This is a genomic window from Halorussus pelagicus (genome assembly GCF_004087835.1).
Classification (GTDB): Archaea; Halobacteriota; Halobacteria; order Halobacteriales; family Haladaptataceae; genus Halorussus; species Halorussus pelagicus.
Window position 1 is genome coordinate 794,041 of the sequence record NZ_CP035119.1, and the last position, 18,900, is coordinate 812,940.

Consider the following 18,900-nt stretch of genomic DNA (forward strand, 5'->3'; position numbering starts at 1 on the left):
GAAACGACTGCCGAGCGTCAGACGACTGTTGGGGAGGTGAGGATTTTAAGGGTCCCCTCACGAAAGAGGGTGATATGGGAGTGCTTTCACGCCTGTCGTACGTCGTCCGGTCGAAGATAAACGCCGTGCTGAATCGAGCCGAGGACCCCTCCGAGACACTCGATTACTCCTACGAGCAGATGCGCGACGAGTTACAGGAGGTTAAGCAGGGCATCGCCGACCTGACGACCCAGAAGAAGCGACTCGAAATGCAGAAGCGCCGCCTCGAAGAGAACGTCGAGAAGCACAACGAGCAGGCGCGTCAGGCCGTCAATCAGGACCGCGAGGACCTCGCCCGGCGCGCGCTGGAGAAGAAAAAGCAGAAGATGAACCAGATCGAGGACCTCGAAGGCCAAATCGCCAACCTGCAGAACACGCAGGACAACCTCGTCGAGAAGAAAGACCAGCTCCAAAACCGCATCGAGGAGTTCCGCACGAAGAAAGAGAGCATGAAGGCCCGCTACGAGGCCGCCGAGGCACAGACCCGCGTCTCGGAGGCCATGACGGGCGCTGGCGACGAAATGGAGGACGTTGGCCGCGCCATCGAGCGCGCCGAGGAGCGCACCGAGGACATGGAGGCCCGCTCGGAGGCGATGGACGAGTTGCAGGACTCGGGCGTCTTCGAGGACGCCCTCTCGGACAAGGACAGCCTCGACCGCGAACTCGAAGACGTTCGGACCTCCGGCGAAGTGGACGCCGAACTCGAAACCCTCAAGACCGAGATGGGAAAGGGGTCGAGCGGCTCCGGCGAGTCGGACGCCGAACCTGCCGACCTCGACGCGGCGGACCTCGAAACCGAAGTCGAGACCGAGACCGCGAGCGAGGACATCGAAGCCGAGTTAGAGGACCTCAAAGACGACGAGAGTAGCTAACGAACCGCGGTCGCGTTCGGGTCGCTCGTCGCCGACGAGCGACCCGAATGGGCTGGCGAATCTTGGGCCGAACTCCGCGCTGAGTCCCGCACTAAACTCCGCGCCGAGTTCTCTGCCGCTTCGGCGAGGCGCGCGGCAGTGTCGGCGGTTTCGGCGGCCGTGACGCGGACCGTCGCGCCGTCGCGTTCCACGATGTAGTACATCCCCGGCGCGTGGTCGCTGGCCGGAACCAAGAGCGTGTCGTCCGACGTCTGATTGTCGCGCGCGCCGCTGGCGTCGAGCAGGTCGCGCCACGCGGCGGCGAACTCGCGCGCCTCGTCTCCCGATTCCCACATCGTCACCCAGCGAGTCGCCGGTCCGGTCTCGTCGGCGGCGTAGTAGTCCATCCGGTCGTTTGTCCACCCCTCGGCGGCGTCGGCCGCGCGGGCGAACCGCAGGCCGTTCAGCCGGAGCGCGTGGCGGACGACCAACTCGCCCACGGTGTCGGTGTGGTAGCGGGTCAGGTTCCGGTCGCCGGAAATCTCGGGCGAGTCGGGGAGCGGCGCGCGCTCGATTTCCTCGCCGGGGTGGAGCAGTTCGGCCGTCGAGTTCGGCGGGCGCTCGATGGCGGCCGACCGATTCGCGGCCGAACTCCCGGCCGCCTCGTGGAACTCGTAGCCGTAGTAGTAGGGCGTCCCGGCGATGCTGTGTGGCCACGCCGCCCGCGTCAGCGTCCGGTTGTACTCGCCGACCGAGTAGTCGCTCTCGCCGTCGCGGTCGAGATACTGTTGGGTCACCCACATCGCGTCGCCCTCCACGAGCGCGGTAGTGACGAGTCGGGAGTCAGTCGTCCATCGGTCGAACGCCGACCGGAACTGTCGGCGCGAGGGCGTCAGTAGGTCGTGTTGAAACTGGAGCGCGTGGACGAACTCGTGGGCCAGCACCGCCTCTTGGGAGACGCCGTGGTCGGTCAGGTCCGACTCGTCGAGTAGGTAGATGTGGACCTCGCCCCGGCGCTCGACGGTGTAGCCCAACGGGTGCCTGCGCTCGGTCGTGGCGTTCGAGTACAACTGAAGCGCCTGCGCGCCGATGGGCCGGATGCCCCCGAACGCGTCGCGCACGTCGTAGGGCGGTCCCTCCTCGGCGTCGTACTCGTGGAGCGTGATGTCTTGGGTGGCCGAGAGGTCACGCAGTCGTTCGACCCGACTCAGCACCGTCGTCGGGTCGTAGTCCGGTTCGAACCCCTCGGTCTCGATGTCGATTGTCTCGTCGGTCGCCGGTGGCGTTTCGTCGCCCGCGACCGGAACCGCGCCCGCGAGGACGACGAGCGCGACTGCCAGCGCGACCGTGCGCCGGGAACGTGGCATGACCACAGGCACGGCGCGGAGCGTCAAAAGGCCCGCGGGTATTTTCCGTAGAGCGAGCGTAGGGGGTCGCACATGTCGGATAGCGACGGCTCTCAGCCCGACGATACGATGCGCGAGCGGGCCGACGAGAGTAGTTGGAAGCTCTGGTTGCTGATGGAGGCCAATCGGTGGGTCGTCGCGGGGATACTGCTCGCTGGGGTGTTCGTCTCGCTCGTCGTCCTCGGCGTCCTCGACCCCTCGCCGCTCCAGCGGTCGGTGGCCCAGTCCGACCCGGTCGAGACGCTGTTTCAGGCGTTCACGACCGCCATCATCACGGGCGTCACGCTGGTCGTGACGCTGAATCAGTTAGTCCTCTCGCAGGAACTCGGGCCGGTCGGCGACCAGCGCGAGCGCATGGAGGGCGCGATGGCGTTCCGCGAGGACGTAGAGCAGGCCCTCGACAGTCCGGTCAGTCCGCCGGAACCGTCCGCCTTCCTACAGGCGCTCATCGACGAGAGTCGCTCGCGGGCCGACGCGCTCGCCGACGAGGTGAGCGACAGCGCCGACGAGGAGTTTCGGAGGGAGGTCCAACAGTTCGCCGATAACCTCGAAGAGAACGCGAGCGAGGTCAGCGACCGACTGGACGACGCCGAGTTCGGAAGCTACCACATGCTCTCGGCGGTGCTGGATTTCAATTACTCGTGGAAAATCTTCACCGCGCGGCGACTCCACAGCGAGGGCGGGGTGGCACTGACCGAGGCGGCCGACGCCGCGTTCGACGACTTGGAGGATGTGTTGGCGTTCTTCGGCCCGGCGCGCGAACACTTCAAGACGCTGTACTTCCAGTGGGAACTGGTGGACCTCTCGCGGGCGATGCTCTACTCGGCGGTCCCGGCGCTGGTCGTGGCCGCCGCGATGGTTCTCTACTACGACGCGCTGGCGGTCACCGGCGCGACGCTCGGCGTCAGCAACGACATTCTCCTCACGAGTCTCGCAGTCACCGTTTCGGTCGTGCCGTTCATGCTCCTGCTGTCGTTCATCCTCCGGATTGCGACGGTGGCCAAGCGGACCCTCTCCATCGGCCCGTTCGTCCTCCGGAACGTGGACCGGAGTGACGAACTGGACTTCGAGTAACGAGTAGGGATTCCCTCGGGCGCGCTCCGAGTGGCGTTTCGGACCTCGGCGCGTGCTGGCGCGGCGCGCGACTGCGCGCCGCGCCTTTCCGCGCGAGGGATGAGTAGCGCAGGACGGAGCGAAGCGGAGGACGAGCAACGCAATCGGTTGGGGAGGCGTGAGGTCTGCGGTTGCGGTGCGGTGCCGTGCGGTTGTGGTGCGGTGCAGTCGCGGGAGACTCCATCGTTCAAGCCTGAAGCTAGCGTCTCCTTGCTGGTCGTCGTCGCTGACGCTGAGATTTCTTTACCTGCGTCGTCGTCGCTCCGCGGTAGATGGACGAGGCCCCAAAATTGAGCAAGCTTTGACCGACACGACGAACAAGCACTTATCCACTCGGACGCCCAACCGGACGCCGAGACCCGTGCCGACACTCCGTATCCCCAAGTCGGTCCGCGAGGACGTTCTCGCTCGCGCACGCGAGGGCGTGCCCAAGGAAATCTGTGGCATTCTCGCCGGAAAGCGCGACCGAGGTACCCATCGCGTCGAGAGCCACCACCCCGCCGAGAACGTCGCCGCGACGCCGCAAACGCGGTACGAAATCGACCCGCGCGAACAACTCGACCTGATGGAGAGTATCGAGGAGGACGGGCACGAGGTGGTCGGGTTCTACCACTCACACCCCCGCGGCCCGGACGAACCGAGCGCGACCGACGCCGCGCAGGCGACGTGGCCCGGTCGGTCGTATCTCATCGTCTCGCTGGCAACGCCGGAGGACCCCGCCGTGACCTCGTGGCGGTGGACCGGCGACGAGTTCGCGCGGGAGGACGTGCGGGTGGTCAACGGAAGGTGACGCGCAGTTCGTCAGCAAAGAGTGCCACGCAGGTCGGCGGCGAGGAGACGACTCGCCCGTCGCGTTGAGGTACAGTTTTACCCCGCGAAACCCACCGTTGGGGTATGAAGGCCGTCCAGTTCAGCGACCACGGGGACCGGAGCGTCATCGACTACGGCGAGTTCCCGGACCCGACGCCGGACCGCGGCGAGGTACTGGTAGACGTGAAGGCGGGCGCGCTCAATCACCTCGACGTGTGGACGCGCCGGGGGTTGCCGGGGTTGAACCTCGACATGCCCCACATTCCGGGGAGCGACGGCGCGGGCATCGTCCTCGAAGTTGGCGAGGACGTGACCCGGTTCGAACCGGGCGATCGCGTGGCGCTCTCGGCGGGCGTCTCCTGCGGGAAGTGTGAGTTCTGCCGCGACGGCGAGTACACGATGTGCGTGAACTTCCACGTCGTCGGCGAACACGTCCGGGGCGTCCACAGCGAGCGCGCCGCGATTCACGAGGACAACCTCGTCGAAGTGCCCGCTGGCGTCGATTTCGAGACCGCCGCGGCCGCGCCGCTGGTCTTCCAGACCGCGTGGCGGATGCTTCTGAATCGCGGTGACCTCTCGCCCGGCGAGGACGTGTTGGTTCTGGGGGCCTCGGGCGGCGTCGGCCACGCCGCGGTCCAAATCGCCGACTACGCCGGGGCGAACGTCTACGCCACCGCATCGACCGACGAGAAGTTGGCGTACGCCGAGGAGGTCGGTGCCGACCACACCATCAACTACGAGGACGACGACTTCGCGGCCGAGATTCGGGAGTTGACCGGCAAGCGGGGCGTGGACGTGGTAGTCGATCACGTCGGCGCGGCGACGTGGCGCGACTCGCTGTCGAGTCTCGCCAAGGGCGGCCGGGTGCTGACCTGCGGCGCGACCACGGGCGGCACCCCCGAGACGGACATCAACCGCATCTTCTGGAACCAGTTGCAGGTTATCGGGTCCACGATGGCGAACCCCGGCGAGGTTGACGACGTGTTGGAACTCGTCTGGGACGGCACCTTCGAACCCCGAATCCGGGAGGTGCTTCCGATGAGCGAGACGGCCCGCGCCCACGAGATGCTCGAAGAGCGCGAAGGCTTCGGAAAAGTTGTTGTCGTCCCCGACAGCGAGTACAACAAATGAGCGACGACACCTACACTCACCGACCGGGACGCATCGAGGACGAGAACGACAACGAGACGGCGGACGCCGTCCACCCCAACGCACCGGTCGAGCGCGGTCAGGAGGAGTGGGACTGGCGCGGATGGGTGCTGGTCGGCGTCATCGTCCTCTGCTTTCTGGTGATTCCGGCGACGATTCTCTATCTGCCGCCGGTCCGACCGTTCAAGTTCGCCTACCTCGTGTTGCCGATGATTCCGGCGATACTGCTCGGCGCGACGGCGGTCTGGTCGGCACAGCGCTCCGACTGAGACACTTCGAAGACGGTTCGCGCCGCGCCGTCGGCGCGGCGCAAACGCGTGGGAGAGCGAGAGAGCGGGCAGAGATGCACCGACTGTACGTCGAAAGACAGAGATACGACACGAATTACGGCGTCGGCGTTGATTTAAGTTTTCGTCTGCCAAATACGCTCACATGGTCGATTTCCAGTCACGCGACACGCGGCGACACGACGACGAGGACGAGCAGTCGGGCGAGAGCGACACCGACCAAGAGAGCGACCCGCCGACGGACGAGACCGACCGCGCCCACGACGACAACGCTGACGACGACCATTCCCACGACCATCACGCTCACGACGTGGACACCCTCGGGGCGGCGGTCGTGACGGTGTCGTCCTCGCGGAGTCTCTCCGAGGACCCTTCGGGCGACGTTATCGTCGCGGGCCTCGAAGACGCGGGCCACAGCGTCGTGAGTCGGGACCTCATCGGCGACGGCTTCGACGGCGTGCAGGGGTCGGTGAACGCGCTGGCCAAGCGCGACGACGTGGACGTGGTCGTGACGACCGGCGGGACCGGCGTGACGCCCGACGACGTGACCATCGAGGCCGTCAAGCAACTGTTCGACAAGGAACTGCCTGGATTCGGCGAACTGTTCCGCCTGCTCTCCCACGACGAAATCGGCACCAAGGTCGTCGGCACGCGCGCGACGGCGGGCGTCGTGAACGGCGCGGTCGTCTTCTGCTTGCCGGGGAGCGAGAACGCCGCGAAACTGGGCGTCGAGGAGATAATCGTCGAAGAGGCCACGCATCTGGCCGGACTGGCCGGACGCAAAGAGTAGCGAACTCGTCTCGTCGAACTACTCGAAGTCCCGCCGCATTGCGATTTCGAACCACGGGCAGAGTCGGAGTTGGCGGTACCACTCCGGATGCTCGTGGAGGCGCTCGTAGGGGACCCACATCACGCCCGCGACCTCCTCCTCGTCGGGGTTGAGCGAGAGGTCGTCCAGCGTCACCTTCAGCACGGCACAGACCTCGTGTTCGACGCCCGCGTTCTCGAAGTATCGCTTGTACTCGAAGCGGTCGGTCACGCGCAGGTCGTCGTACTGGTCGGGCGAGATGCCCAACTCCTCGTCGAGGCGCTGGCGAGTCGCTTCCTCCTGTGTCTGGCCCTGCACCGGGTGGGAAGCCACGGTGCCGTCCCACCATGTCCCCCAGAGGCGCTTGTCAGGCGCGCGCTGGGCCAGCAGGATGTTGCCGTCGCCGTCGAAGACCAGCGTGGTGAACGCCCGGTGGCGGATGCCGTCGCCCGTGTGGGCGTCGAGTCGGTTGACGGTATCCTGTTCCTCGTCGTCGGCATCGACCGCGACGACGTGCTGGCGTGCGTTCTCGTGTCGCTCCTCGGAAGTCGGCGCGGCGGCGTCGGCCGCCGTATCGTCGGCGCTCATCGGCCGCTGATTGGCGCGGATGGGTAAAACCGTCTTCGATAGTCCGTGGCGATGTGTGTCATTGAGCGCGGCCCCCGAGTCAGTCTGCCGAGCACGACCCCGCCAATCAATCTTCCAAGCGCGACCTCGCCTAATCGACCCGCCGAGCGCACGGGCGCTGGCGCGCTCCGTCTCGCCAGCGCCCCGCGAGACCGAAATCCGAACGCTCGGCCGAAAATTACGAAAATCGAAATCCGGTTCCGAGACTCGTAATTCATCGTCGGATTTATTACGATGAGCGAACTCCTCTCTACCAACGAATGACCGACGACACAGCAGGCGACGGACGGACCATTCTGCTCATCGGTAGCGGACCGATTCAGATCGGACAGGCCGCAGAGTTCGACTACTCCGGCGCGCAGGCCTGCCGCGCGCTACAGGAGGAGGGCGCGCGAGTCGTGCTGGTCAACTCCAACCCCGCGACCATCATGACCGACCCCGAGATGGCCGACGAGGTGTACATCGAACCCATCACGACGGAGGCCATCGCCGAAATCATCCGGAAGGAGAACCCGGACGGCGTTATCGCGGGTCTCGGCGGCCAAACCGGACTGAACGTCACCGCGGAACTCTCCGAGGAGGGCGTCCTCGAAGAGTACGACGTGGACATCATGGGCACGCCGCTGGATACCATCTACGCCACCGAGGACCGCGAACTCTTCCGCCAGCGCATGGAGGAACTGGGCCAACCCGTCGCGCGCTCGACGACCATCACGCTGGACGACGACGAGGAGGTCTCGGCCATCACCGAGGACGACCTCGAAGAGCGCGTCGAGGCCGCGGTCGAGGAGGTCGGGGGTCTCCCCGTCATCGCTCGGACGACCTACACGCTCGGCGGGTCGGGGTCCGGCGTGGTCGAAGAGATGGACGAACTCCTCAAGCGCGTCCGGAAGGGCCTGCGCCTCTCGCGCAACGGCGAGGTCCTGATTACCGAATCTATCTCCGGGTGGGTCGAACTGGAGTACGAGGTGATGCGCGACGCGGGCGACTCGTGTATCATCATCTGCAACATGGAGAACATCGACCCGATGGGCATCCACACGGGCGAATCAACGGTCGTGACGCCCTCGCAGGTCATCCCCGACGACGGCCACCAAGAGATGCGCGACGCCGCCTTGGAGGTCATCCGCGACCTCGGTATTCAGGGCGGCTGTAACATCCAGTTCGCGTGGCGCGACGACGGCACCCCCGGCGGCGAGTACCGCGTCGTGGAGGTCAACCCCCGCGTCTCGCGGTCGTCCGCCCTCGCCTCGAAGGCGACGGGCTATCCCATCGCCCGCGTGACGGCGAAGGTGGCGCTCGGCAAGCGCCTCCACGAAATCGAGAACGAGATTACCGGCCAGACCACCGCGGCCTTCGAGCCAGCAATCGACTACGTGGTCACGAAGGTCCCGCGATGGCCCAAGGACAAGTTCGGCGACGTGGACTTCGAGTTGGGCACCGCCATGAAATCGACCGGTGAGGCGATGGCCATCGGTCGGACCTTCGAGGAGAGCCTGCTCAAGGCCCTGCGCTCCTCGGAGTACGACCCCGACGTGGACTGGAGCGCAGTTGACGACGACACCCTCGAAACCGACTACCTCGAAACCCCGACGCCGGACCGTCCCTACGCGATGTTCGAGGCCTTCGACCGCGGATACACCGCCGAGGAGGTCGTGGACCTCACGGGCATCTACGAGTGGTACGTCGAGCGGTTCCAGAACGTCGCCGAGGCCGCCGTCGCCGCCCAAGAAGGCGACTTCGAGACGGCCGCCGAGCGCGGGTTCACCGACCACGAGATTACCGCGATTGCGGGCGGCGAGTTCGACGACACCCACTCCTCGTGGATTCCCGACGAGGACGGCACGGCGTCGGCCGACGCGGCCGACGCCCCGGAGAAACCGACCGACGGCGCGGGCGTCACGGTCGAAGACGTGGAGGCGAACGCGCCCGAGCGAGACTTCAAGCAGGTGGACACCTGTGCGGGCGAGTTCGCGGCCTCCACGCCGTACTACTACTCTTCGCGCAGACCCGGCGCGGGACTCGGGCGCGACGAGGTACAGGTCGATAGGGACGTAGAGAGCGTCGTCGTGGTCGGCGGCGGTCCCATCCGCATCGGACAGGGCGTCGAGTTCGACTACTGCTCGGTCCACGCGGTCCGCGCCCTGCGCGAGCAGGGCATCGAAGCCCACGTCGTGAACAACAACCCCGAGACCGTCTCGACGGACTACGACACCTCCGACGGTCTCTTCTTCGAGCCGATTACCGCCGAAGAGGTCGCCGACGTTATCGAGACGGCGAACGCTGACGGCGTGATGGTCCAGTTCGGCGGCCAGACCTCCGTGGACATCGGCGAACCGCTCGAAGCCGAACTCGAGCGCCGCGGACTCGACTGCGAGATTATGGGCACCGCCGTCGAGGCGATGGACCTCGCAGAGGACCGCGACCGGTTCAACCGCCTGATGGACGAGATGGGTATCAGCCAACCGGAAGGCGGCTCTGCAACGAGCGAGGAGGAAGCGCTCGAACTCGCTCACGACATCGGCTACCCGGTCCTCGTCCGTCCCTCCTACGTCCTCGGCGGGCGCGCGATGGACGTAGTGTACGACGACGAGGAACTGAAAGAGTACATCGAGGAGGCCGTCAGGGTCTCGCCCGACAAGCCGATTCTCGTGGACGAGTTCTTGGCGGATGCGGTCGAACTGGACGTGGACGCCGTGGCGGACGGCGAGGACGTACTCATTGGCGGCATCATGGAACACGTCGAATCGGCGGGCGTCCACTCCGGGGACTCCGCGTGCATGATTCCGACGCGCGCGCTGGACGACGACACCCTCGGGAGAGTCCGCGAGGTCGTCGAGAACATCGCGGCCGCGTTAGATACGGTCGGCCTGCTGAACGTCCAGTTGGCGGTCCAAGACGGCGAGGTGTACGTCCTCGAAGCGAACCCGCGCTCCTCGCGCACCGTTCCGTTCGTCTCGAAGGCGACCGGCGTCCCCATCGCCAAACTCGCCGCGAAGGTGATGGCGGGCGAGTCGCTGGCGGAGTTGGACGCCGACGAGCAGATTCCCGAGCAGGTCAGCGTCAAGGAGGTCGTGTTGCCCTTCGACCGCCTGCCGGGGAGCGACCCGCGTCTCGGCCCGGAGATGAAATCGACCGGCGAGGTCATGGGTACCGCCGACACCTTCGGCAAAGCCTACGACAAAGCGCAGGACTCGACCGGCAAGCCGATTCCTGAGGAGGGAACCGCGCTGGTGGACCTCACCGACGACTTCGAGGAGTATTTCAGCACCGAGGAGTTCGCCGACTACTTCGAGGTTGTCACCCCCGACGAGTTCGAGGACGACGCCGAGAACTGGACCGACCACGCCAAGCAGTCGGTCTTAGAGGGGAACATCGACTGCATCGTCTCGCGGAACCGAGACCTGCTGGAGACCGCCGTCGAGGAGGAAATCACGTACTTCTCGACCGAAGCGAGCGCCGCGGCGGCGCTCGAAGCGCTCGCCGCCAAAGACGAACCCCTCGACGTGGAACCGGTCGGCGACCGCCGTAAACAGGTTCGCAACTGGGGCGAATAGAAGCGGCGACGAAAACGGACTCAGAGCGCGGCGAGGACGACCGCACCGCCAACCACCAGCGCCGCCAGCGCGTACCACGGTTCGCGTCGCACGGTCCGCTGTGCGGCCGGTATCTCGCCGGTGTACTTCACACCGAGCGCCACGGCGACGAACGTGGACGTGACGCCGACGGCGACCGTCGTCCGGCCGATTCCGTGGGCGTATCCCGTGAGAACGCCGATGACTGCGCCGAGAACGACGGCGTGGAGTTCCGTGTACGTGAGGGGGTTGTCCGTCCCGAGGACCGGTTTTCCCATGGAATAATATGAGTCTATCGGAGTTAAATTTGTTTTTGCGGGCGAGAAAGCAGAGTCCCAACGACGGACCGCCACTCACGTTCCCGCGCTGGGAAGTTCGCTCTGGTATCGGAGCAGTTGGTCGGCGCACTCGGCCTTCGCCAACAGGACTTCGGTGAGTTTCGGCGGGTTCTTGATGTCGGCGTCGTCGAGGAACTCCTCGGGGAGCGCCAGCGTCCCCTCGGGAACGCCGTCGTCGCCCGAGACCGCGACGTGGCGATTGCCGACCTTCATGACGAGGGGACTGTCGAGGCGTTCGACGCCCTCGCCCGTGGCGTACAGTTGTTCGTTTATCTGCTCGTGCTGGTCGCGCCGGATGGCCGCGCGGTCGCCCTCGAACGGCTCGACGTAGAGTCGCCCGAGGTAGTAGCCGCTGGAGAACTCTGTGAACATGTAACATGGTATTCTATACCCCTGTGGAATATCAATGTTTCGTAAAGATTTATATAGTAGTACAAATCTATTTTTAATACTTTCCGACTTTCGGACGGTAGAACTCCTCCGCCGCTCCGGATTCCGACCGTCGCCCGCGTTCGCCCGCTCTGAGAAGACCTATGACGGTGGCGCTCCGGCCTGCCGGTATGAAGAGTCCGGAGCGCGTTGCGCGGCAGTTCCTCGAAGACGGGCCGAACCTCGCGTGGTTGCTCTCAGTCAACGTGCTGGCGATGCTGGTCGGGGTCCAGTTCTACGTCGAGACGCTACCCGAAGTTCCGGTCTACCTCTGGCCGCTCTACGCCGACTCGCCCGCCGCGCTGTTCCTGGTAACCCTCTCGCTAGCCACGCTCCTGCCGAATTTGGGGCGTCGCGCCGCCGACGCGCCCCGGAATCGCGCGCTGGCGTACCTCCACACGTTGGCGTTCGCGTGGCTAGTCAAGTACGGTCTCTGGACGTTCGTCTCGCTGAATCTGGGCTTCTCGTCGTACTTCGGGGCGCCGTGGAATCCCGACGCCTTCTGGGCCTACTGGTTCATCGTCGTGACCCACCTCGGGTTCGTGGTCGAGGCCGCACTCGTGCCCTACTACGGCGCGACGACTCGCGGCGCGCTGGCGACCGCGCTCGCGGCCCTGCTGGCGAACGACGCCATCGACTACCTGTTCGGTCTCCACCCGCCGCTTCGGTACGAACCCGGCCTACTGTTGCCCGTGGCGACTGTCGCACTCTCGATTCTGGCGGTCGCGGCGGCCGCGCGCGCCTTCGAGGACCTACCGGAGAACCCCCGCTCCGCGTAACGTATTCTAATCCGGATTTAAACTCTAAGAGCGCGCTTCGGCGAGTGAAATTCCTTTCTAAACGGAACGAACGAATGTCGCCCTTTTTAAGCTGCGGACGTAAAGGTCGAAATGATGAGTCCCTATCGAGCCGTCCTGTTGGCGCTGTTCGTGGTCGGCGGTGCGCTGGGCGCGGCCGCTCCCGCCAGCGCGACGAACCACGACGGGGAGGCGACCCGAGTCGTCGCTTCGACCGGAGACCGAGTCGGCCTCTCGGACGCGCGACCGGCACCCTCCACGAACGGCGCGGCCGCCGCGAACAACGGCACCAACTCGTCGCTGGGCACGAACATCTCTTCGTTCATGCAGTCGAACGCGGCCGAAGTCGATGGTACGGTCGAGACCGGCATGTGGTCGGCGGCGTTCAACGGCACCGAAAACGAATCCGCCCGAGGCGAACTCGTCGAGATGCGGACCGTCGAACTCCGCGAGCGACTGACCGAACTCCGCGAGCGCCGGAGCGAACTCGTCGCCGCGCGCGAGGCGGGCAACATCAGCGAGACCGCGTACAAGGCGCAGGTAAGCCGCCTACTCGGAGATATCAACGCTCTGCAATCGGCCATCGACGTGACCGCGACGAACGCACGGGAAGTGAACGAGAGTAGCGGGATGACGGCGAGCGTCGAGACGAACGCGAACGCCGAGATGAACGCAAACGCCGAAATGAACGCGAACGCCGAAGCACTGGCCGGTCTCCGCGCCGAAGCCGGGAACCTGACCGGTCCCGAGGTTGCGTCGGTCGCACGGAACGTGACCGGCGCCAGTAACGGGGACCGCGGTCCGCCGAGCGGCGTCGGTAACGACAACGCCGCAAACGCCGCCAGCGATACTGCTCCGGGAAACGGTAACGCCGCAAGCCCGACCGACGGCACGACGCCCGGTAACGGCAACGCCGCGGGACGGGAGAAGGGCATGAGCAACGCAGGTAACGGAAGCGTCGCGGGCAACGGCAGCGGAATCGACGCGAACGACGGAAACGGCGTCACCGACCCGAGAAACCGGTCGAACGGACCGCCGGACCACGTCGGCAACGCCACGAACGGCAGTAGCGGCCCGCCGGACAACGCTGGCAATGCCGCGGACGGTTCGCGGGGTAACTCGGCCGCCGAGGACGCCGCGCTAACGGGCGCGACGACCGACTCCACCGACCGCGTCTCCACGGCGTTCGTCGCTGGCGTCGGCTCTTTCGCGGCCTGATTCGGTCACTGAGCGGTTCCGGACCGAAAGACACGCTTTTGAGCGCGGGATGCGTAACCTCGGCATCGAATGGACTCCGCCGAGCTACTCGACATCCTCGGAAACGAGAATCGCAGGCGCATCCTCCGCTTACTCTCGCGCAAACCCTGTTACGTCACGGAGATCAGCGAGTATCTCGGCGTCAGCCCGAAGGCCGTCATCGACCACCTCCGGAAGCTGGAGGACGCCGGACTCGTCGAGAGTCGGACCGACGACCAGCGCAGGAAGTATTTCAGCATCTCGCGCAACCTCCGCCTCGAAGTGAACGTCTCGCCCTACGAGTTCGGAATGAAGAGCGCCTACCCCGCGAGTACGAGCCTCGACGCGAGCAGGTGGCGCCACGTCTCGCTCAACGTCCAACTGGCCGCCAGCGACGACGAGGACAGCGACGAGTCGGACGCAGACGAACGCGAGGGAACCGACGACGCAACCGACGCCGTGGAAGCGGACGACGAGACCGACCCCGACGAAATCGACGCCGACCCGGAGGACACCGAGACGACCGAGCGCGCCACCGACCTCGCGGCCGAACTCGACGAACTCCAACAGCTCCAGCGCGAACTCTCGCTAGCCCAGCGGTGGGTCCACGGCCGACTCGCGGACGTGCAGGACCGGCTCGGCGACTCGCTTGACGCGAACGGCGAGAGCCGACTGCTCGCCGAGGTGCTGGCCGCCGTGGCCGGTGGCGCGACGACCGTCGGCGAGGTGAGCCGAGCGGTCGAGGCCCCCGAACACGTCGTCGAGGAGTCGCTGACCGAACTCGCGGACCGAGAGCTTCTAAAGCGCGACGAGAGCGGCGAGTGGGAACTGACCGAGTAGAGAAGACGTTCAGATGTCGGCGGTCACGCCGTCGCGCAGGTCGCCGCCGAAGTAGGCACCGAGCGCGCCAGCTATCAGGCCGGTCCCCGCGCCGACCGCCGCCAGCGGGACGCCCGCGCCGCCGAACGCCGACACCGCGAGGTTTCCCAAGAGGACGGCGAGACCGGACGCGAGCGCGCCAGCGACTGCCGATTCGAGGACGGTACTGCGCTCGACTGCGAGTCCGAGGACGAACGCGCCAGCGAACATGCCGAGCAGTCCCGCAAGATTGTCCAGAACCGGGAGCGGGACGAAGGCGTTCCCGACGACCATCCCGCCGCCGAGCAGGGCGAGCGCGACGAGGAACACGCGCGGCGAGAAGAGGCTCACGGTGCGTCGCTTGGTGCGCTGGACGAACGACGAAGACTCCGACTCCTGCTCGCTGGCGTCGTCTTGGAGGGACTCGGTCAGGTCGTCCGCAAACGAATCGGGGTTGCGCTGGTCGGAACGCTGGGGCATACCGAGACATGGGGCGTCGGGGATAATGGTTCTTTCCGTGACGAAACTATCTCGCCTGCGGGTCCCCACGCGCCGAAGAGATGGTTTCAAGTCCGCCCCGCCGGTACTCGGAGGTATGAATCCCGGCGACCGCGTCCGCGTCCAGCGGGCCGACCAGACCTACGAGGGCGTACTGCTCCCCTCCACGACGAGCCAGAACCTCGTCGTCAAGCTAGAGGGCGGCTACAACGTGGGCATCGACCGCGAGGACGCCGACGTGGACGTACTCGAAAGCGACGTGTACGACATCGAAGACGGCGACGCCGACGAGGAGTCGTCGGTCGAGTTCGACCCCGACCTGCCGACCATCTCGCTCATCTCGACCGGCGGGACCATCGCCTCGACCGTGGACTACCGCACCGGCGCGGTGACCGCGCAGTTCGACGCAGAGGACGTGCTTCGGGCCGTTCCGGACCTCGCGGGCCGGGCGAACTTCCGGGGCCGGGTCGTCGCCAACATCCTCTCGGAGAACATGACTCCCGACGTGTGGCAGGACCTCGCCGAGGCCGTCCGCGAGGAAATCGAGGACGGCGCGGACGGTGTGGTCGTGATGCACGGCACCGACACGATGCAGTTCACCGCGTCGGCCCTCTCCTTTATGCTCGACACGCCGGTGCCAATCGTGTTCACCGGAAGCCAGCGGTCGGCGGACCGACCCTCCTCGGACAACGTGATGAACGCGGTCTGCGCCGTCGAGGCCGCCAAGGCCGACGCCGCGGAGGTCATGGTCTGCATGCACGCGACCGAGAGCGACGACGCCTGCGCGCTCCACCGCGGCACCCGCGTCCGGAAGAACCACACCTCCCGGCGCGACGCCTTCGAGACGGTCGGCGCGAAACCGCTCGGCGAAGTCGAATACGCCAGCGGAGAAGCGTCGGTCGATTTCCGCCGAGACTACGCCGAGCGCGGCGAGACCGACCTCTCGCTGTCGCCGGACCTCGAAAGCGAGGTCGAACTGCTGAAGTTCACGCCCGGCATGGACGAGTCGGCGCTCGACATGGCGGAGGGCAAGGCCGGTCTCGTCCTCGAAGGCACCGGTCTGGGCCACGTCCACTCCGACTGGGCCGACCGCATCTCGGAACTGGTCGATTCGGGCACGACGGTCGTCATGACCAGCCAGTGCATCGAGGGCCGGGTCTGCGACCGAGTGTACGACACCGGTCGGGACCTGCTCGATGCGGGCGTCGTGGAGGGCGAGGACATGCTCCCCGGCACCGCGAAGGTGAAACTGATGTGGGCGCTGGCCAACGGCGACGAACCCGAGACCACGGTCCGGACCCCTCTCGCGGGCGAGATAACTGACCGGTCGGTCCCGTGGGAGTGAGGTGGTACGATGAGTAGCATGCACGCGGGCGTCGAGGTTCGAGAGGCCCGCCACGACGATTACGACGAGATAGCGGCGTTCACGCAGGATACGTGGCCCGAGCGCGACGGCGGCGACTACATCCCGGACATCTACCACGACTGGATAGACGGCGAGGACAAGCGCACCGCCGTCGCCGTGGTGGACGGCGAAGTTGCGGGTCTCGCTCAGGCCGTCATGCTGTCGGACTGGGAGGCGTGGAATCAGGGGATGCGCGTCAACCCCGAGTTCCGGGGCCGAGGCGTTAGCGTCAAGGTCAGCGAGGACCTCTTCGAGTGGGCGCGCGAGCAGGGTGCGACCATCGCCCGGAACATGGTCTTCTCGTGGAACGCCGCGGGACTGGGCCAGTCGCGGGCGATGGGCTACGACCCCGTGACGGAGTTCCGGTGGGTCCATCCCGACCCTGCCAGCGCCGACGCCGACGCGTCGGCGTCCGCGTTCGACGTGACCGCCGACCCCCGCGCGGCGTGGCGCTACTGGACCGACAGCGAGGCCCGTGACCACCTTCGAGGTCTCGCGCTCGACCCCGACGAGTCGTGGGCGCTTTCGGAACTGACCCGCGACGACCTCCGCACTGCGGCCGACGAGGACGGCCTGTTCGTCGTGCAGAACGACGGAACCCGCGGGTTCGCTCACCGAGTCCGAGAGTACGAGCGCGATTCGGACGCGAACGGAACCGACGAATCCGTGCAGTGGATCGAGTACGGCGTCGGCGCGTGGGCCGACGCCGAGAGCGCCGACGCGCTGTTCGACGCGATAGCCCGCGACGCCGCCGACCGCGGGGCCGACCGGACGCGAGTGTTGGTCCCCGAGACGACCCGAGTTGTCAGCGACGCGGCGCTCTGCCGGGTCGAAATCGCCGACGAACCCGACTTCGTGTTGGGCGCGGACCTGACCGCCTGAGAAGAGTTCGTTCAGTCGTCGGCCCGCTTGCTTTCCTCTTGCTGGTCGTCCGTGCGCTCGTCGGCGGTCCGGTCGTCTGCTTCCGTGGGAATGTTCGGGTCCGACACCTCGATGTCGTCTTCGTTCCAGTCGAAGTTCTCGACCCCGCCGCCGTGTTCGAGGATGAACGGGCCGGACGCGAGCGTCCGAAGCGTCACGGCCATCGCCCGGAGGACGTACGCGGTGAGCGTCAGATACGGTACGAGCGCGATGGTGTACGCGACGCCGACGAACACCATCAGCGGCGTCAGCATCAAAAACGACACCTCCGGGAAGAGGTTTGCGTCGAGCGCGAGCAGGACGTAGGAGGTGACGACGATGGCGGGAAGCGAGACGTACAGCAGTCTGGTCGAGAGGTGAGCGAACTCGCGTTTGTAGTAGAGCGACTTGAAGTATTCCCGGCCGGTCGCAAACACCTTCAGCGTCTCCACGATGTCCTCTATTGCCCCTTTCTCCTCGTCGTCCAGACTGTCGCCGTACTTGCGGTCGAACCGGCGCGCGACGTGGAGTTGCCACGAGTAGTCGTAGTTCAACCCCGCCAGCAGGACGCGAAACGTCCCGAACCGGGCGTTGGTTAGCGTCTCGCCCGCGCGCTCGGCCTCGTTGGTGATGTTCTCGGAAAAGGTCTCGGCCTCGTCGCGGAACTGGTCGTTGTCGCTCTTGGCGGCGATGTCGGCGAGCGACGACGACTGCTGGTCGATTATCTTCAAAATCGCTCGAAGGAACTCCGCGGGACGGGCCGGACTCACGTCGCCCTCGATGAACTCCTCTATCTGGCCGCGGTACTGAATCGAGGCGTCGATTCGCTCGCGCTGGTGCTCGATGTCGGTAATCTCCTCGGAGAGGACGATCGAGTTGATGGAGACGACGACGGAGACGAGCAGAATCATGCCGCTCAACAGCGTGTTGAACAGCGTTTGAATGGTGTTCGTGTCGTTGAGCAGCGCGTACACGTCCACCGGTCGCAGAATCGACAGCGCCAACAGGACCGCGAGGACGCCGAGCAACAGGACGCCGGTGACGTGCGTGCGCTTGCCCCGCAGGAGAAACCAGTGGCTCACTCGCTCTGGAAGCGACGACGGCGCGCCGCTGTCGCCGGGTATCAGCGTGTCGAGCGACCGGTGGTCCGGTACCAATTCGTCGATAGTGTCGTTGTCGGAGTCCCCCGTCCCCATCCCGGTTCCGTGTACTGTTGCGTTCGGGTAAGGGTTTCTGGCGGGGCGTACCGGCCCGAAAGGGTCATCTACCGAGTCTTAGGGACTGCCTGTCGGGTCGGGGTATGGCGGGTCGAGCGAAAGGTATCCGTCGAACTGCCCGCGTCACCCGCCGCTGACAGGCGGGAAGAGAGCGAGTTCGTCGCCCGCGTCGAGTTCGGTGTCGAGTCCGTCCGCGGCGCGGACGTTCGCTCCGTTCCGGAGGACGTTGATGTGGTCGCGCAGGTCGCCCTCGTCGTCGTAGATGCGGTCTTCGAGGTCGGGATGCTCGGCGACCAGCGCGGCGAGCGCCGCGCCGACGGTTTCGCCAGGGTCGGTTCCGACTTCGACCTCCTTCCCGCCCGCGATTTCGGCAAGGTCTGCGAAGAGCTTCCACTCCATAGCCGGGCGTTGGCGGCGGGCGGCCTTTGTTCCATCGCTCTCCGGGACGACGACGATATTTCGCTCGCACTCACGACACGAATCCAGAAGTCCGGAAGAAGCGAGCGACAGGCTTGAGCGATGGAGTCACCGCAACCGCACAGCACCGCATCAGCCTC

General features: G+C 66.1%; 19 protein-coding genes. 12 read left to right on the forward strand and 7 right to left on the reverse strand.

Features of this window, described 5'->3' with window-relative positions; all coding sequences use genetic code 11:
- The first annotated feature begins 74 nt into the window (after window positions 1-74).
- Window positions 75-911 (forward strand): PspA/IM30 family protein, encoded by an 837-nt coding sequence (locus tag EP007_RS04130; RefSeq protein WP_128476447.1) that lies wholly within the window; start codon window positions 75-77, stop codon window positions 909-911.
- Here the strand turns inward: EP007_RS04130 and EP007_RS04135 are convergent.
- Window positions 908-2,257 carry a hypothetical protein gene (locus EP007_RS04135; RefSeq protein ID WP_128476448.1) on the reverse strand — a complete coding sequence of 450 codons (1,350 nt, stop codon included), beginning with the start codon at window positions 2,255-2,257 and terminating at the stop codon, window positions 908-910. The genes EP007_RS04130 and EP007_RS04135 overlap by 4 nt on opposite strands.
- A gap of 72 nt (window positions 2,258-2,329) precedes the next feature.
- Here EP007_RS04135 and EP007_RS04140 point away from each other — a divergent pair, with 72 nt between their 5' ends.
- The 5 genes from EP007_RS04140 to EP007_RS04160 all read left to right on the forward strand — a co-directional run bounded on the left by EP007_RS04140 (window position 2,330) and on the right by EP007_RS04160 (window position 6,445).
- On the forward strand, window positions 2,330-3,370 hold the full coding sequence (locus tag EP007_RS04140) for a hypothetical protein (protein ID WP_128476449.1): 1,041 nt from the start codon (window positions 2,330-2,332) through the stop codon (window positions 3,368-3,370).
- Between the two features lie 400 nt (window positions 3,371-3,770).
- Window positions 3,771-4,199, forward strand: a complete 429-nt coding sequence (locus EP007_RS04145) for a desampylase (protein ID WP_128476450.1) — start codon at window positions 3,771-3,773, stop codon at window positions 4,197-4,199.
- Between the two features lie 104 nt (window positions 4,200-4,303).
- Window positions 4,304-5,350, forward strand: coding sequence for a zinc-binding dehydrogenase (locus tag EP007_RS04150; RefSeq protein ID WP_128476451.1), 1,047 nt, complete (start codon window positions 4,304-4,306; stop codon window positions 5,348-5,350).
- Window positions 5,347-5,637, forward strand: coding sequence for a hypothetical protein (locus EP007_RS04155; RefSeq protein ID WP_208023532.1), 291 nt, complete (start codon window positions 5,347-5,349; stop codon window positions 5,635-5,637). The genes EP007_RS04150 and EP007_RS04155 overlap by 4 nt, the downstream gene beginning before the upstream one ends.
- 163 nt (window positions 5,638-5,800) lie before the next feature.
- A complete protein-coding gene (locus EP007_RS04160; protein ID WP_128476452.1) occupies window positions 5,801-6,445 on the forward strand; it encodes a MogA/MoaB family molybdenum cofactor biosynthesis protein in 645 nt (214 codons plus the stop codon).
- Window positions 6,446-6,463: 18 nt separating this feature from the next.
- On the opposite strand, the gene EP007_RS04165 is transcribed toward EP007_RS04160, so the two are convergent.
- Window positions 6,464-7,051, reverse strand: a complete 588-nt coding sequence (locus EP007_RS04165; protein WP_128476453.1) for an NUDIX hydrolase — start codon at window positions 7,049-7,051, stop codon at window positions 6,464-6,466.
- Between the two features lie 299 nt (window positions 7,052-7,350).
- Here EP007_RS04165 and carB point away from each other — a divergent pair, with 299 nt between their 5' ends.
- Window positions 7,351-10,647 (forward strand): carbamoyl-phosphate synthase large subunit, encoded by a 3,297-nt coding sequence (gene carB / locus EP007_RS04170; protein WP_128476454.1) that lies wholly within the window; start codon window positions 7,351-7,353, stop codon window positions 10,645-10,647.
- A 20-nt stretch (window positions 10,648-10,667) separates the two neighbouring features.
- Here carB and EP007_RS04175 read toward each other — a convergent pair whose 3' ends face one another.
- Together EP007_RS04175 and EP007_RS04180 are read right to left on the reverse strand one after the other, a co-directional pair.
- On the reverse strand, window positions 10,668-10,943 hold the full coding sequence (locus tag EP007_RS04175) for a hypothetical protein (protein ID WP_128476455.1): 276 nt from the start codon (window positions 10,941-10,943) through the stop codon (window positions 10,668-10,670).
- Window positions 10,944-11,018: 75 nt separating this feature from the next.
- Window positions 11,019-11,375 carry a DUF5802 family protein gene (locus tag EP007_RS04180; protein ID WP_128476456.1) on the reverse strand — a complete coding sequence of 119 codons (357 nt, stop codon included), beginning with the start codon at window positions 11,373-11,375 and terminating at the stop codon, window positions 11,019-11,021.
- A gap of 188 nt (window positions 11,376-11,563) precedes the next feature.
- Here EP007_RS04180 and EP007_RS04185 point away from each other — a divergent pair, with 188 nt between their 5' ends.
- The 3 genes from EP007_RS04185 to EP007_RS04195 all read left to right on the forward strand — a co-directional run bounded on the left by EP007_RS04185 (window position 11,564) and on the right by EP007_RS04195 (window position 14,305).
- Window positions 11,564-12,211 carry a DUF1405 domain-containing protein gene (locus EP007_RS04185; RefSeq protein ID WP_128476457.1) on the forward strand — a complete coding sequence of 216 codons (648 nt, stop codon included), beginning with the start codon at window positions 11,564-11,566 and terminating at the stop codon, window positions 12,209-12,211.
- Window positions 12,212-12,325: 114 nt separating this feature from the next.
- Complete coding sequence (locus EP007_RS04190) at window positions 12,326-13,447, forward strand: DUF7096 domain-containing protein (RefSeq protein ID WP_128476458.1); 1,122 nt, start codon at window positions 12,326-12,328, stop codon at window positions 13,445-13,447.
- Between the two features lie 69 nt (window positions 13,448-13,516).
- Complete coding sequence (locus EP007_RS04195) at window positions 13,517-14,305, forward strand: ArsR/SmtB family transcription factor (protein WP_128476459.1); 789 nt, start codon at window positions 13,517-13,519, stop codon at window positions 14,303-14,305.
- Between the two features lie 9 nt (window positions 14,306-14,314).
- Here EP007_RS04195 and EP007_RS04200 read toward each other — a convergent pair whose 3' ends face one another.
- Window positions 14,315-14,803, reverse strand: coding sequence for a hypothetical protein (locus EP007_RS04200; protein WP_128476460.1), 489 nt, complete (start codon window positions 14,801-14,803; stop codon window positions 14,315-14,317).
- 115 nt (window positions 14,804-14,918) lie between these two features.
- Between EP007_RS04200 and gatD the strand changes: the two genes are divergently transcribed.
- Both gatD and EP007_RS04210 read left to right on the forward strand, forming a co-directional pair.
- Window positions 14,919-16,166: a Glu-tRNA(Gln) amidotransferase subunit GatD gene (gatD, locus tag EP007_RS04205; protein WP_128476461.1), complete on the forward strand. Its 1,248-nt coding sequence runs from the start codon at window positions 14,919-14,921 to the stop codon at window positions 16,164-16,166.
- An 18-nt stretch (window positions 16,167-16,184) separates the two neighbouring features.
- On the forward strand, window positions 16,185-17,108 hold the full coding sequence (locus tag EP007_RS04210; RefSeq protein ID WP_208023595.1) for a GNAT family N-acetyltransferase: 924 nt from the start codon (window positions 16,185-16,187) through the stop codon (window positions 17,106-17,108).
- An 11-nt stretch (window positions 17,109-17,119) separates the two neighbouring features.
- On the opposite strand, the gene EP007_RS04215 is transcribed toward EP007_RS04210, so the two are convergent.
- Both EP007_RS04215 and EP007_RS04220 read right to left on the reverse strand, forming a co-directional pair.
- On the reverse strand, window positions 17,120-18,322 hold the full coding sequence (locus EP007_RS04215) for a hypothetical protein (protein ID WP_128476463.1): 1,203 nt from the start codon (window positions 18,320-18,322) through the stop codon (window positions 17,120-17,122).
- A gap of 144 nt (window positions 18,323-18,466) precedes the next feature.
- Window positions 18,467-18,742, reverse strand: coding sequence for a ubiquitin-like small modifier protein 1 (locus EP007_RS04220; protein ID WP_128476464.1), 276 nt, complete (start codon window positions 18,740-18,742; stop codon window positions 18,467-18,469).
- Between the last annotated feature and the right edge of the window lie 158 nt (window positions 18,743-18,900).